Source organism: Pseudomonas sp. SDO524_S393 (assembly GCF_054071875.1).
The window spans coordinates 35,508-48,823 of the sequence record NZ_JBSVVZ010000051.1 but is presented as its reverse complement, the minus strand read 5'-3'; the positions used below and the strand labels follow the sequence as shown (position 1 = coordinate 48,823).

At 62.8% G+C, this 13,316-nt stretch carries 11 protein-coding genes; 3 read left to right on the top strand and 8 right to left on the bottom strand.

The genetic code is table 11. The features are described 5' to 3' along the window. Positions 1-166 precede the first annotated feature (166 nt). From ACW9IB_RS20840 to ACW9IB_RS20825, 4 genes are all read right to left on the bottom strand, one after another. Positions 167-2,614 (bottom strand): TonB-dependent siderophore receptor, encoded by a 2,448-nt coding sequence (locus tag ACW9IB_RS20840; protein ID WP_457415317.1) that lies wholly within the window; start codon positions 2,612-2,614, stop codon positions 167-169. A 131-nt stretch (positions 2,615-2,745) separates the two neighbouring features. Next, positions 2,746-3,693, bottom strand: a complete 948-nt coding sequence (locus tag ACW9IB_RS20835) for a FecR family protein (protein WP_457415315.1) — start codon at positions 3,691-3,693, stop codon at positions 2,746-2,748. Next, on the bottom strand, positions 3,690-4,223 hold the full coding sequence (locus tag ACW9IB_RS20830; protein WP_457415312.1) for an RNA polymerase sigma factor: 534 nt from the start codon (positions 4,221-4,223) through the stop codon (positions 3,690-3,692). Before ACW9IB_RS20830 ends, ACW9IB_RS20835 begins: the two co-directional genes overlap by 4 nt. Positions 4,224-4,428: 205 nt before the next feature. Continuing rightward, positions 4,429-5,487, bottom strand: coding sequence for a haloacid dehalogenase-like hydrolase (locus tag ACW9IB_RS20825; protein WP_457415310.1), 1,059 nt, complete (start codon positions 5,485-5,487; stop codon positions 4,429-4,431). A gap of 242 nt (positions 5,488-5,729) precedes the next feature. On the opposite strand from ACW9IB_RS20825, the gene ACW9IB_RS20820 reads away from it, so the two are divergent. Then, the gene (locus tag ACW9IB_RS20820; RefSeq protein WP_457415307.1) at positions 5,730-7,121 is read left to right on the top strand and encodes an L-cystine transporter; all 1,392 of its coding nucleotides are present in this window, start codon (positions 5,730-5,732) and stop codon (positions 7,119-7,121) included. A 41-nt stretch (positions 7,122-7,162) separates the two neighbouring features. On the opposite strand, the gene ACW9IB_RS20815 is transcribed toward ACW9IB_RS20820, so the two are convergent. Then, entirely contained in the window at positions 7,163-7,675 is a 513-nt protein-coding gene (locus ACW9IB_RS20815) for a dihydrofolate reductase (RefSeq protein ID WP_457415305.1), read from the bottom strand. Between the two features lie 69 nt (positions 7,676-7,744). On the opposite strand from ACW9IB_RS20815, the gene ACW9IB_RS20810 reads away from it, so the two are divergent. Beyond that, positions 7,745-9,124 carry a DUF2868 domain-containing protein gene (locus ACW9IB_RS20810; RefSeq protein ID WP_457415303.1) on the top strand — a complete coding sequence of 460 codons (1,380 nt, stop codon included), beginning with the start codon at positions 7,745-7,747 and terminating at the stop codon, positions 9,122-9,124. Further along, a complete protein-coding gene (locus ACW9IB_RS20805; RefSeq protein WP_457415301.1) occupies positions 9,117-10,484 on the top strand; it encodes a DUF3482 domain-containing protein in 1,368 nt (455 codons plus the stop codon). Before ACW9IB_RS20810 ends, ACW9IB_RS20805 begins: the two co-directional genes overlap by 8 nt. On the opposite strand, the gene ACW9IB_RS20800 is transcribed toward ACW9IB_RS20805, so the two are convergent. From ACW9IB_RS20800 to ACW9IB_RS20790, 3 genes are all read right to left on the bottom strand, one after another. After that, complete coding sequence (locus ACW9IB_RS20800) at positions 10,481-11,035, bottom strand: phosphonate degradation HD-domain oxygenase (RefSeq protein WP_457368431.1); 555 nt, start codon at positions 11,033-11,035, stop codon at positions 10,481-10,483. The two genes, ACW9IB_RS20805 and ACW9IB_RS20800, sit on opposite strands and share 4 nt — an antisense overlap. Beyond that, the gene (locus tag ACW9IB_RS20795; RefSeq protein ID WP_457415299.1) at positions 11,032-12,168 is read right to left on the bottom strand and encodes a TIGR03364 family FAD-dependent oxidoreductase; all 1,137 of its coding nucleotides are present in this window, start codon (positions 12,166-12,168) and stop codon (positions 11,032-11,034) included. The genes ACW9IB_RS20800 and ACW9IB_RS20795 overlap by 4 nt, the downstream gene beginning before the upstream one ends. 124 nt (positions 12,169-12,292) lie before the next feature. Continuing rightward, a complete protein-coding gene (locus ACW9IB_RS20790; RefSeq protein WP_457368433.1) occupies positions 12,293-13,315 on the bottom strand; it encodes a putative 2-aminoethylphosphonate ABC transporter substrate-binding protein in 1,023 nt (340 codons plus the stop codon). Position 13,316: the final 1 nt, after the last annotated feature.

Below are 13,316 nucleotides of genomic sequence, written 5' to 3'. Positions count from 1 at the left end.
CCCGCCAGGTGCGGGGCATTTTTTTGCCTGAAGAAACCTTCAGGGTGCTGAGGATCAAAATTTGGGAGCGGGCTTGCTCGCGAAGGCGGAGTGTCAGTCAACACATGCATGACTGAAGTACCGCATTCGCGAGCAAGCCCGCTCCCACAAGGGTTATGTATAAGGCTTAGAACTGCGGGGTGTAGGTCATCGTGAACATCACGTTACGCGGATCACCATAGTAGTTACTGCCCCAGTTCGCGTTGTACGCCGGGATGTAGTACTTCTTGTCGAACAGGTTGTTCAGGTTCGCCGCAACGGTGAATTCCTGGTTGATCTTGTAAGCCACCCGCGAATCCCACAGGGCATTGCCCGGCACATCGAACGTACGGTCATACGCCACGGTACTGCTTTGCGCTGTCACCCCTGCCCCGACACTGAATTTGTGCCAATCCCCCGGCAGTTGGTAGTCACCCCAGACCTTGAGCAAATGCTTGGGCGTCCAGGTGCTGAAGACTTTGCCTTCGTAGGTGTCGTCCTTGAGGAATTTGGTGGTGTTGTAGGTGTAGCTGGAAACCAGCTGCAACCCCGGCAACACTTCACCGCCCAAGGTGGCTTCGAAGCCCTGGCTACGCACCTTGCCCGAGGCCACCGAGCAGTACCAGCCATTGCAGTTCATCGGCCCTTGCAGATCCTGGACAGCACGGTTTTCCTGATCGTAGCGGAAGATGGCGAACGAGGTGTTGAGCCGACCATCGGCCAATTCCCCCTTGATACCCAGCTCGTAGTTCTTGCCCTCGATAGGCTTGAGCAGCGAACCGGAGGTGGTCAGGTTGGTTTGCGGTTCGAACGCGTCGGCGTAGCTGGCGTAGGCCGACCACTCATCGTTCAGGGCGTATACCAGGCCGGCATACGGCGTGACTTTGCCGGAGGTTTGCGTGGTGCTTTCTTCCGGCGCGTTATACACACCCTGGCGACCGCTCTGGCCAATGTAGGAGTACTCATACCAACTGCTGCGCGCCCCGAGGATCAGGGTCAGCGGGTCCAGCACCTTGACGCGCCAGGTGCCGTAGAGGCCTTTCTGGCGAATGTCGTACCAGCTCTTCGACGCGTTTCCCGCCTGGAACAACTGGTATTTATCGCGCTGCGGGCGATTGTGGTCGATGTTGAAAATATCCGCCCCCGCCGTTGCCGCCCGCGCCCACTGATCGTTGGTGGTCAGTTTGGAATAGTTCGCGCCCAGGACCACTTCCTGCTGGAAGCCCAGCCCGTCGAACTTGCCGTTGACGTACACATCCGCACCGCGACTTTTGGTATTGAAGTCGGTTACCCAGTCGATGTAGCGCACGTCCCCCGTGTCGCCGGGGTTGGGGACGGTGTCCCACGTTGCCTGGTAAGTCGCGTCGTTGTGCTCATCCATGGCGACCAGCGCGGCCTTCACTTTCCAATCGTCATTGAAGCGATGCTCCAGGTCAGCGAACACCTGGGTCTGGTTATTGACGGCGCGGTTCCAGCTGGCGCCGACAAAGGTCGAGCGCGACAGGCCAATGTCGCTGCCGTCGGCATAACGGGGCAACGACATGAAGTTGGGGCGTGAATGGCCCTTCTGGTTGCTGATGCCTACGCCGACCGTCGTGTCCGGGGTGAAGTCATAGTCGACGGCGCCATAGACCGTCTGGTTCCAGCCGCCCGCGTAGTCGACGAACGATTGGGTGGTGTCGTAATCCGCCACGAACCGGCCACGCAAGGTGCCTTCGGCATTGAGCGGGCCACCGGCGTCCACTTGGGTGCCGTAATGGTCCCAGGAGCCGGCCTTGGCCGTGACGGTCACGGTGGGCGCTTGCTGGCCGCGCTTGCGCACCAGGTTCATGGTGCCGCCGGGGCTGTTGGCGCCTTGCAGCAAGGCGGCCGGGCCACGCAGCGTCTCGACACGGTCGTAGATCGCCATGTTCTCGGTGAGATAGCTGCCCAGTGTGTAGGTATTACGCGGGATGCCCACGCCGTCGTATTGCAGCGTGCCGACCTCGAAGCCACGGGAGAAGATGAACAGGCCGGGACCGGGGGATTTGGTCGCCGTCAGGCCCGGCGTGCGCTTGACCACTTCGGACAGTTTGGTGGTGTTCTGGTCATCCATCTGCTTGCGCGTCATGACGCTGACCGACTGCGGAATATCCTTGAGTTTCTGCTCACCCTTGCCCAGGGTCACGGCCCCCGTGGTATAGGAGCCGGTACCTTCGGTCGTGGTACCCAGGCGTTCGGCGCTGATGGTGGTGGCGCCCACTTCAAGGGCACCGCCTGTGTCCACGCGTTTCTCCAGAGTAACCGTGTCCGCGTTGATGAACGCCGCGCTCAGTTCGGTGCCCGCCAGCAGTTTGCCCAAGGCTTCGCGCTGCCCGAGATTGCCATGCACTCCGGGCGAAACCACACCTTGGGTCAATTCACCCGACACCAGCACCTGAACCCGCGTCACCGCCGAAAATGCCGCCAGCGCACCATCCAGGCTCTGCCCTGGAATATCGAAACGATAGGTTTGAGCCTGAGTGGTCTCGGCGGCCTGCAAGTACAGCGGCGCAGTACCGCAGGCCATGGAAATGGCCAGTGCCAGCAAAGGCCGTGCGGCGTATCGGTGTGCCATGGATGGTGCTCCCCAGTGCAAAAAGTCAGTGATCGGCGCCGCACTACTTGAGAGTGCTTACTATTTGCGCCTCAGTGATCAAGGACGATGGCGTTCCGGGAAACCCTGAAAATATTTTGAGAAAGTTGCCGTCAGGACGCTTTGCCTTCACGAAACACCAGCAAATACGGGGTGTAGTGTTCGGCATGCAGATTGAGGGTGTACTCCAACGCCTTGATCACGGCGTCGGGCTTGTCGATTTCAAACACGCCAGACACCACGCGATTGCGCAGCGCTTCGCCCAGCACCAGGGTTTTGCCAGGCCAGTAGCGGTTCAGCTCGCTGACCACTTCCGACAGCGGTTGTTGGCGGAACACCAGTTGGCGTTGGCGCCAGGCGAAGCCGCTGGCCGGGTCGAACCCGTGGATGGCGGCGAGACGCTGGCCCTGATACTCAACCGCCCGCCCCGGTTCCAGGTAAACCGGCTCACCGTTGCCCGCACTGACCTGTACCTTGCCCTGCGCCACTTGAACCCGCGTCTGCGCATCCCGCCGCGCCACGCTGAACTGGGTGCCCACCACCTTCACCCAGCCCTCACCGGACTGCACCACGAAAGGCCGCGCGGGATCTTTGGTCACACTGAAAAAACCTTCACCGCGCAGCAGGCGAATCTGGCGTTCACCGCCGTTCATACGCACTTGCACCGCACTGTCGGTGTTGAGCTGCAACCGAGAGCCGTCAGCCAGGTCGACCGTGCGCGACTCACCGGTCGTGGTGGCGTAATCCGCGCGCAGGCGGTCCAGCCAGGGGGTGTTCTGCACAGTCAGCCCCACCGTCAGCAACACGGCGGCGGCACAGGCCCAGCGTCGTAGCGGCTTGCGCCAGGCGGCCTGTTCGGTGCGACGGATCACCCGCGCCGGTTCACGCAGACCACCCAGCATCGCCCGCACTTCCTGCCAGGCATCATCCTGAGCCTGGCCCTGTCCGAGCCAAGCCGCAAAGGCCTCCATTTCGGCCGGCGTGACATCCTCGGCCTGGAGGCGGAAATACCAACCGCAGGCTTGTTCGAACAGCGCGTCGGCAGTGTGTGCAGCGGTCATGACCGACGTCCTTGTGTGTCGCTGGCGAGTCGCGTCTTGATGTAGGCGCGGCATTCAATCAGGGCACGACGCAGTTGGTATTCCACACTGCGCGGAGTGATCGACAGGCGCTCGCCAATCTCGCGATAGGAAAGTTCGTCGACATGATAAAGCAGGAAGATCCGCCGAGTCGCTTCGGGCAACGCCAGGATTGCGTCCTGCATCAGTTGCTCCTGCTGATAGACGGCCAGTTGCTCGTCGATGCCTGGGGTGGTGCAAGGCAATTCTTCACTGGGTTCGCCGGCGTCCAGACGCTCGCGGCGAATCGCCTGACGCTGGTGATCACGCACCAGGTTGCTGGCAATGGTGAAGAGGAAGGCCGGGAGGTTGTCGATCTTCTCGCCGGAGTCGAGACGCGCCAGGCGCAGGAACGATTCCTGGGTCAGGTCCGCAGCCACCTGTGCGCTGCCGGTGCGGCGCGTGACGAACGCTTCGAGGGCTTTCTTCTGCTCCGCGAACAGACGCGCGATCTGCGAATTCCAGGAGGGCACAGCACTACCTTGAGAAGAACGGGGGTTCAGGAAGTGCGCACGCTAGCAGAAGATGAGATTGGTTCGCAATTGATATCTATTTTTTACTGTGGGTTTTGGAGTGTTCTTTAGGGAGCCATCGCAGGCAAGCCAGCTCCCACATTTTGACCGTGTGAACCCGATCAAGTGTGGGAGCTGGCTTGCCTGCGATGCAGACGACCCGGTGTTACTGGATCTCGTCAGGCTTGACGATCACCCAGTTCTTGTCCGCCGTCACCGGCAACCCTTCCTTGGCCTGCGCCGCCGCGTGCTTGGCCATCATGCCGTTGAGCTGGGTCATGTACTTGTCCTTGCGGTTGATCCACAGGTGGATGCCGCCCTTGGCCACGTCCACATCGTGGAACAGCATGTAGCCGTCACTGGTCGGGGTGTCGCCACCCACGATCACCGGCTTTTTCCATTCATCGATGTAAGTGAGGATCGCTGCGTGCTTGCCGGCCATCCAGGTCGCCGGGGTCCACAGGTACGGGGTGAGTTCCAGGTCGAGGTTGGCCTTCTCGTCATATTTGCCGGCGGCGATCTGTTTGCGGGCGGTGGTCAGTTCGCCGGTCTTGCGGTCCTTGAGCAGGGTGGTCACGCCGATCACGTTCTCGGGTTTGACGTTGTAGCCGTACTTCGGGTCGGCGGCGACCATGCGCACCAGCTCTTCGGCGGCGGCGGTCATCACATACACCTCGATGCCGTTTTCCATCAGCTTGTTGTACAGCTCGGCCTGGCCGGTGAAGACTTTCGGCGGCTGTACTTCGGAGGTTTTCACCACGTCACCTTCGTAATAGGTGACCGGCACCGGCTTGCCCGAGGCCATCAGCTCATCCACGTAGCCCTTGAGTTCCTTGAGGGTGAAGCCGGAAAAGATCTGCGCCACCCAGGGATAGCAGACCATGTCGTCGACTTCGCAGAGACGGTAGTAGTAGCTGAACAGACTTTCCTTATGGTCGGCCGTGTCCTTGAAGGGGATAAGCTTGAGCGACGGATCCATGGTGTCGCGGGTGATCAGGCCCTTGTTTTCCAGATAGGGCAGCAGGGACTCTTCGAGGTCGTAGCGGTAGCTGGTGTTATCCATGTCGAACACCGCGAAGTTACCCTTGTTGGCGTTGGCGGCGATCATTTCATTCAGTTGCTTGGCGGCGGGCGCCGGCCAGTGTTTCAACTCGGTGGCGGCCATCACCTGGCTGGCGAGGCCCAGGCACAGCGCAGCGGCAAACAGTCTCGGTGCGAGCTTCATCGGCGTTTTCTCCCTGAGTTAAAGACATCGACGCTAACAAATCCATATGACAGTCACCGCCCGAGCGCGACCGCTTGCGTCGTGATTGCGCCACCGCCATGTGCGAGAGCGCCACGGGCTTATTCCAAAAGCGACAGTGGCCATTCCATATCGGTATTAAATTCATATATTTCAAGCTGTTAGCATTTTCGGTTCGCAATCGCAGGTTCACGCGATTGGCTGCACTCTCACATGGAGCTTCAATGAATCTGCCCCTGATCCTCAACGTATTGGTGTTCGTGGCCCTGCTGCTGGGCCTGGCACAAACCCGCCGCACCACTTGGAGCCTGGCCAAAAAAGTGTTGCTCGCGCTGGTGCTCGGCGTGGTGTTCGGCACCGTCCTGCACGCGATTTACGGCGATGGCAACCCAGTGCTCAAGGCCTCCATCGGCTGGTTCGACCTGGTTGGCAACGGTTATGTGCAACTGCTGCAGATGATCGTGATCCCGCTGGTGTTTGCCTCGATCCTCAGCGCCGTGGCGCGCCTGCACAACGCTGCTTCCCTGGGCAAGATCAGCTTCCTGACCATCGGCACCCTGCTGTTCACTACCGCGATTGCGGCGCTGATCGGCATTGGCCTGACCAACCTGTTCGGCCTCACCGCCGAGGGCCTGGTGGCCGGCACCCAGGAAATGGCCCGCCTGCAAGTCATCCAGAGTGATTACGCCGGCAAGGTCGCCGACCTGAATATCCCGCAATTGCTGCTGTCGTTTGTGCCGTCGAACCCATTCGCCGACCTGGCGCGGGCTAAACCGACGTCGATCATCAGCGTGGTGATTTTCGCCGCGTTCCTGGGCGTCGCCGCGCTGCAACTGCTCAAGGACGACGTGGAAAAAGGCCGGAAAGTGCTCAACGCCATCGACACCCTGCAAGCCTGGGTGATGCGACTGGTGCGCCTGGTGATGAAGCTCACGCCCTACGGCGTATTGGCACTGATGACCAAAGTGGTGGCCGGCTCCAACCTGCAGGACATCATCAAGCTCGGCAGTTTTGTGGTGGTCTCGTACCTGGCCCTCGGCCTGATGTTCGGGGTGCACGGCCTGCTGCTGGCCGTGGCCGGGATCAACCCGCTGCGCTTCTTGCGCAAGGTGTGGCCGGTGCTGACCTTCGCCTTCACCAGCCGCTCCAGCGCGGCGGCGATCCCGCTGAGCATTGAAGCGCAGACGCGCCGTGTCGGCATTCCGCAATCCATCGCCAGTTTTGCCGCCTCGTTCGGCGCCACCATCGGCCAGAACGGTTGCGCCGGCCTTTACCCGGCCATGCTGGCGGTGATGGTCGCGCCAACCGTGGGTATCAACCCGTTGGACCCGCTGTGGATCGCAACCCTGGTGGCGATTGTGACCTTGAGCTCGGCCGGCGTGGCGGGCGTAGGCGGCGGTGCGACCTTTGCCGCGCTGATCGTATTGCCGGCCATGGGCTTGCCGGTGTCACTGGTGGCGCTGCTGATTTCCGTGGAGCCGCTGATCGACATGGGCCGCACAGCGTTGAACGTGAATGGTTCGATGACGGCAGGGGCGATTACCAGCCAGATCATGGGGCAGACAGATAAAGCGTTGCTCAATGCCGATGAGCATGCCGAACTGGCCCAAGCCTGACGGCGACCTTGTAGTGAGCGGGGCAAGCCCGCTCACTACAATCAGCGTTTTTCCCAGACTTCGAAGTTGTACGCTGGCTTGTCGCCTTCCGCCGGGTTCTCCAGATTCGACACCCGCTTCCACCGGTTCAAATCAAACGCCGGAAACCAGGCATCGCCCTCCGGACTCAACGCCACCCGCGTCAGATAAAGCCGATCCGCCTGCGCCAGGCCTTGCGCATACAATTGCGCGCCGCCGATCAGCATCAGTTCGTCCGCGCCCTGCTCCAGCGCCCAGGCCTCGGCACGCTCGATGGCAGCCTCCAGTGACGGAAAAACTTCCGCACCTTCAAGCTCAAGATCGGTCTGACGGCTGACCACAAGGTTCAAGCGCCCTGGCAGCGGTCGGCCCAGGGAATCCCAGGTCTTGCGCCCCATGATGATCGGCTTGCCCAGGGTGGTGGCCTTGAAATATTTGAAATCCCCCGGCAAATGCCAGGGCATGCTGTTGTCGACGCCGATCACACGGTTTTCACCGAGGGCTGCGATCAGGCTTAAAGGGAGAGTTTTTTTCATGGCGACGAGAATACCAGAGGTGCAAGCCAGCGGTTATGCTCAGACCTCACTGGCTCAACAGGAAGGCGCGTGACTGCACTGAATCCGCTGCACAAACTCTGGCTGACCGAAACCGTGCGCCTGCGCGAAGAACACGCGGGCAACCTGGATGACCTGGAAGCCAACCGCCTGGCCCGCGCGGCCGGAGGCGACCTGCCGACACGCATCCAACAGCGTGCCTTGCACCTGGCCGAGCGCGATGGCCTGACCGCCGCCCTCACCCGCTGGCTGCAAGGGGCGCGCCTGGCGCTGGTGCTGCTGGCGATTGTCGCTGTGATCAGCGGCGCCGGCCTGGCCTTCGCTGCGCTGGGTGACGGTCTGACCCCGGTGAATGTGTTCTGGGCATTGGGCAGCCTGCTGGGCCTGAACCTGATCCTGCTGGTCAGCTGGGCACTGGGTTTGCTGTTCGCCGGAGAACACAGCGCCAGCCTTGGGCGGTTGTGGCTTTGGCTCAGCGAAAAGCTCGCCCGCGACGCCAAGGCCGCGCAACTGGCGCCGGCGCTTTTACTGTTGCTGCAACGGCAGAAACTCAATCGTTGGGCCGTTGGCGTACTGGTCAACAGCCTGTGGCTGCTGGCGTTGCTCAGCGCCCTGGTGATTCTTCTGACACTGCTCGCCACCCGACGCTACGGCTTTGTGTGGGAAACCACCATTCTCGGTGCCGACACCTTCGTCGCCGTCACCCAGGCGCTCGGCACACTGCCGGCCTGGCTGGGCTTCAACGTGCCGACCGTCGAGATGGTCCGCGCCAGCGGCGATGCCGCGCTGAATATCGAAAGCGCCCGCCAGGCCTGGGCGGCCTGGCTGGTCGGCGTGCTGCTGGTCTACGGTTTGCTGCCGCGCCTGATCCTCGCCCTGCTCTGCCTGTGGCGTTGGAAGCGCGGGCGCGCGGTCCTGCGCCTGGACCTGAACCTGCCCGGCTACAGCCACTTGCGCGAACGCTTGATGCCGAGCAGCGAACGCCTTGGGATCAACGACGCCGCGCCGGAACAATTGCACCCCGTCAGCGGCGGCGTCAGTGAATTGGAGAGCAGCGGCGCCCTGCTGGTGGCCATCGAACTGGACGACCAACATCCCTGGCCACCCAAACTGCCCGCCGGTGTGAAGAACGCCGGCATCCTCGACAGCCGCGAATCACGCCACACACTGCTGGAACAGCTCACGCGCTTCCCGCCTGCGCGCCTGGCCATTGCCTGCGACCCGCGCCGTTCGCCGGACCGCGGCAGCCTGGCGTTGATCGGCGAACTGGCCCGTAGCGCCACGGCCACCCGCGTGTGGCTGCTGCAAGCGCCCGCCGGCCAGGCACTGGACGCCGAACGACTGGGCGACTGGCACGCCGCGTTGCAACAGCTTGAACTGCCGTTCGCCGACTGTGCGCCGCTGAACTGGCTGGAGACCGGTCATGACTAAACCGTTGAAACTCGCCGTGGTCGGCCACACCAACGTCGGCAAGACCTCGCTGCTGCGCACGCTGACCCGTGACGTGGGCTTCGGCGAAGTCTCCCATCGTCCCAGCACCACGCGGCATGTGGAAGGCGCGCGCCTGTCGGTGGACGGCGAAGCCTTGCTGGAGCTGTACGACACGCCCGGCCTGGAAGACGCCATCGCCCTGCTCGACTACCTCGAACGCCAGGACCGCCCGGGTGAACGCCTCGACGGCCCGGCCCGCCTGGCGCGCTTTCTGGAGGGCAGCGAAGCGCGCCAACGGTTCGAACAGGAAGCCAAGGTACTGCGCCAGTTGCTGGCGTCGGACGCCGGCCTGTATGTGATCGACGCCCGCGAACCGGTGCTGGCCAAATACCGTGATGAGCTGCAAGTGCTGGCCAGTTGTGGCAAGCCATTGCTGCCGGTGCTCAATTTCGTCAGCAGCAACGAACACCGCGAACCGGACTGGCGTGAAGCCCTCGCGCGCCTCGGCCTGCATGCCCTGGTGCGATTCGACAGTGTGGCGCCACCGGAAGACGGCGAACGGCGCCTGTATGAAAGCCTCGCCCTGCTGCTGGAAAACGCCCGGCCACAACTGGAGCGCCTGATTCTCGACCAGGAAGCCCAACGCCTGGCCCGCCAGCAGAGTGCCGCGCGGCTGATTGCCGAGTTGCTGCTGGACTGCGCCGCCTGCCGTCGCAGCGTGGTGATCGAAAATGAGCAACAGGCCATCGGCGATCTGCGCCAAGTCGTGCGCCAGCGCGAGCAGAAATGCGTGGAGGCCCTGCTCAAGCTGTACGGCTTTCGCCCGCAGGATGCCGCCGCCAGCGACTTGCCGCTGCTGGATGGCCGCTGGGGTGACGACCTGTTCAACCCTGAAACCCTCAAGCAACTCGGCGTGCGCGTCGGTGGTGGCATCGCTGCCGGCGCGGCTGCCGGAGCGGGTGTGGACCTGCTGGTCGGCGGCCTGACCCTCGGCGCCGCCGCCATCGCCGGTGCGATTGCCGGTGGCGCGCTGCAAACCGCGCGCAGCTACGGTGGCCGTCTGTTGGGCAAGCTCAAGGGCCAGCGCGAGCTGACCGTGGACGACAGCGTGCTGCGCCTGCTCGCCCTGCGCCAGCGCCAGTTGCTCAAGGCGCTGAACCTGCGCGGGCACGCGGCACTGCACAGCATCAAGGTCGACACGCCCCAGGACAAAACCTGGCGCGAAGGCAAGTTGCCGGACGCCCTGCACAAGGCGCGAGCCCACCCGCAATGGTCGTCCCTCAATCCCCACGCCAGACTCAGCCAGGCCGAACGCCAGGAACAGGTCGAAGCCCTGGCCCGGCGCCTGGACGAAACCTAAGCCGCCAGCAGTTGCCGGGCCTTGGCCTTGAGCAGTTCAAGGTCCAGCACCGGCACGTGCATTTCCTTGGCCTGTTCGTCCCAGTGGCGCATGCGCAGGCTGACGGCGCACAGCGGGTCCTGTTCGAACGCGTGCGCTTCCTCGGCGCTCATCACGCCGCCCTGATACCCCAGGGTACGGCGGCTGGCTTCGCTCAAGCGCGCGTAATAGTCCGGCTGGCTGAACGTCAGGTAGCGCTTGGCTTGCACGTGGTATTCCACCAGCTTTGCCATGCGCTCGCTGAACCCGGCGCGGCGCAGGTAATCCGCCCCCAGCCGCTCATGGCTGACCACACCGTAGCCGCCCATGTTCTCGCCGCCCTGACCACAGAGATGGCCGATATCATGGAAAAACGCCGCCAGCACCACTTCATCGTCATACCCTTCCGCCAACGCGAGCTGCGCAGCCTGGGACATATGCTCGATCTGCGACACCGGCTCGCCGATGTAATCCGCCGTGCCGTGCTGTTCATACAAGCCGAAGACCTCGGCAATCGTCTGTTCCCGGTTCATGTCGCCTCTCCCCACATTGCCGTGATATTTCGCTCGGCCATCGCCGGCCCCACACTCATGCCCACGCCGGTGTGCATCAAGGCCGCACTCACGCCCGGCGCCACCTGCAGGAACGAAAACGGTCCCGGCCCGCGCGAGCCGTACACCCCCTGCCAACGCTCCACCACCTGAACCTTGCAGCCCAGGGTCTGCTCGGCCAGTTCGATCATCCAGTCATCGACCTGCTCGGCATTGAACGGCGAGGCATCGCTGCCGTAGTCGTGGGAGTCGCCGATAATCAGCTCGCCATGGGGCGTCGGGCTGATCAGCAAGTGAATCCCATGCTCATGCAGGTGCGGCGCATCGCGCAGGATCTGTGCCTGCACCGGTGCCGCCTCCGGCAGGTCGGCGAACGCGCCGTAGTGCACGCAGCTCAGGCCGGTCAGCAGTGCGTGTTGCAAGTTCAGGTTCACCGCCGGCCGTGCGCGCAGCATTTGCAGGCGGCAGAGACTCGGGTTGAGTTCGGCCAGGGCCTCGGCCAGCAAGGTCTGGTAATCGTGACCGGCGCAGACAATGATCTGCGTCCCCCGAAAGCTGCCCGCGGTGCTGTGCAGTTGGCCGGGCTCGACATCGCGTACCAGCGTCGAAAAGTGAAACTCCACACCCAGCGTCTGGCTCAGGTAGTGAATCAGCGCCGGGATTGCCTCGCGGGAATACAGCTGTTGATCGTCCTTGCCGTGCAGCGCCGCGCGGTGATGACGGAACTGGCCGCCGTACAGGTCTTTCATCGCCGAACCTTGCAGCAGTTCGACGTTGTAGCCGTGCCGTTGAGCGCGACCAGCGCAGAAGGCTTCCAGCAGATGCTCTTCGGCTTCGGTGCGGGCGAACAGGTACGCGCCGTTGCGCTTGAGTTGCAGACCCGCGACTTGTGCCCAGTGCGCCCAGATGTCACGGCTTTCCCGCGCCAGGTCGAGCATCGGCCCCGGCGGTTGGCCGGTGACCAGGGCCTGGCCGAAGTTGCGTACCGAAGCACCCAGCGGCGTGGCACTGCGTTCGAAGACCTTGACCTTGAGGCCGCGCCTGGCGGCGGCGTAGGCGTGGGACAGGCCGAGGATGCCGGCGCCGACGATCAGTAGGTCATTGTGTTGTGTCATGGAGAGATGTCCTGAATTCGAAGCCGCCTTCGCAGGCAAGCCAGCTCCCACATTTTGATTTGTGAACACATTCAAATGTGGGAGCGGGCTTGCCCGCGAAGAGGCCGTCAGCCCTTACGAAAACTTACTGACCGGCCACCTTCTCCGACTTGCCGTCATAACGCTTGCGCCACTCGGCCAGGATGCTGTCGCGGTTCTTCGACGCCCAGGCAAAGTCGTTCTTGATCAAGCGCTGTTCATAGTCCGCCGGCAGTTCGGTCTGCGGCTTGGCGATGCCCGGTTGGGCGAGGACGGCGAAGTTGTCTTTGTACAGGTCCATGGCCGCAGTGCTGGCCGAGAAGTCAGCCAGTTTTTTCGCCGCATCGGCGTGGCTCGTACCTTTCATCACAGCAGTGGCTTCGATGTCCCAGCCCAGGCCTTCTTTGGGCAGGATGATGTCCAGCGGCGCGCCCTGGCGCTTCAACTGCACGGCCGGGTATTCGAAGGAGATTCCGATCGGGAACTCGCCCGACGCGGCCAGCTTGCACGGTTTGGAACCGGAGTGAACGTACTGACCGATGTTCTGGTGCAGGTCGTCCATGTACTGCCAGCCCTGTTTCTCGCCAAAGGTCTGCAACCAGGCGCTGACGTCCAGGAAGCCAGTACCGGACGACGCCGGGTTGGGCATCACGATCTTGCCCTTGTACTCAGGCTTGGTCAGGTCTTGCCAGCTCACCGGTTTGGTCAGGCCCTGTTTCTCCGCTTCGACGGTGTTGAAGCAAATGGTCGCGGCCCACACGTCCATGCCGACCCAGGCCGGCGGGTTGGCGGTGTCGCGGTAGTTTTTGCCGATCTTGTCCAGGTCTTTGGGCGCGTAGTTGTCGAGCATGCCCTGCTGGTCGAGGATCGCCAGGCTGGAAGCCGCCAGGCCCCAGACCACGTCAGCTTGCGGGCGGTCTTTCTCGGCCAGCAGCTTGGCGGTAATGATGCCCGTGGAGTCGCGCACCCACTTGATCTCGATCTCCGGGTTGGCCTGCTCGAAGGCTTTTTTGTAGCTCTTCAACTGCTCGGCTTCGAGGGCCGTGTACACGGTCAGTTCGGTCTTGGCGAAGGCATTCAGGCTGAATGCGGTGAGTACGGCAGCGACCAGCGCCAGGGGCTTGAACATG

Coding starts and splice junctions, on each gene's coding strand:
- ACW9IB_RS20815 (WP_457415305.1), bottom strand. CDS start 7,675: ATGAAAAAAACTCTCCCTTTAAGCCTGATCGCAGCCCTCGGTGAAAAC.
- ACW9IB_RS20790 (WP_457368433.1), bottom strand. CDS start 13,315: ATGTTCAAGCCCCTGGCGCTGGTCGCTGCCGTACTCACCGCATTCAGC.
- ACW9IB_RS20795 (WP_457415299.1), bottom strand. CDS start 12,168: ATGACACAACACAATGACCTACTGATCGTCGGCGCCGGCATCCTCGGC.
- ACW9IB_RS20800 (WP_457368431.1), bottom strand. CDS start 11,035: ATGAACCGGGAACAGACGATTGCCGAGGTCTTCGGCTTGTATGAACAG.
- ACW9IB_RS20825 (WP_457415310.1), bottom strand. CDS start 5,487: ATGAAGCTCGCACCGAGACTGTTTGCCGCTGCGCTGTGCCTGGGCCTC.
- ACW9IB_RS20835 (WP_457415315.1), bottom strand. CDS start 3,693: ATGACCGCTGCACACACTGCCGACGCGCTGTTCGAACAAGCCTGCGGT.
- ACW9IB_RS20820 (WP_457415307.1), top strand. CDS start 5,730: ATGAATCTGCCCCTGATCCTCAACGTATTGGTGTTCGTGGCCCTGCTG.
- ACW9IB_RS20805 (WP_457415301.1), top strand. CDS start 9,117: ATGACTAAACCGTTGAAACTCGCCGTGGTCGGCCACACCAACGTCGGC.
- ACW9IB_RS20840 (WP_457415317.1), bottom strand. CDS start 2,614: ATGGCACACCGATACGCCGCACGGCCTTTGCTGGCACTGGCCATTTCC.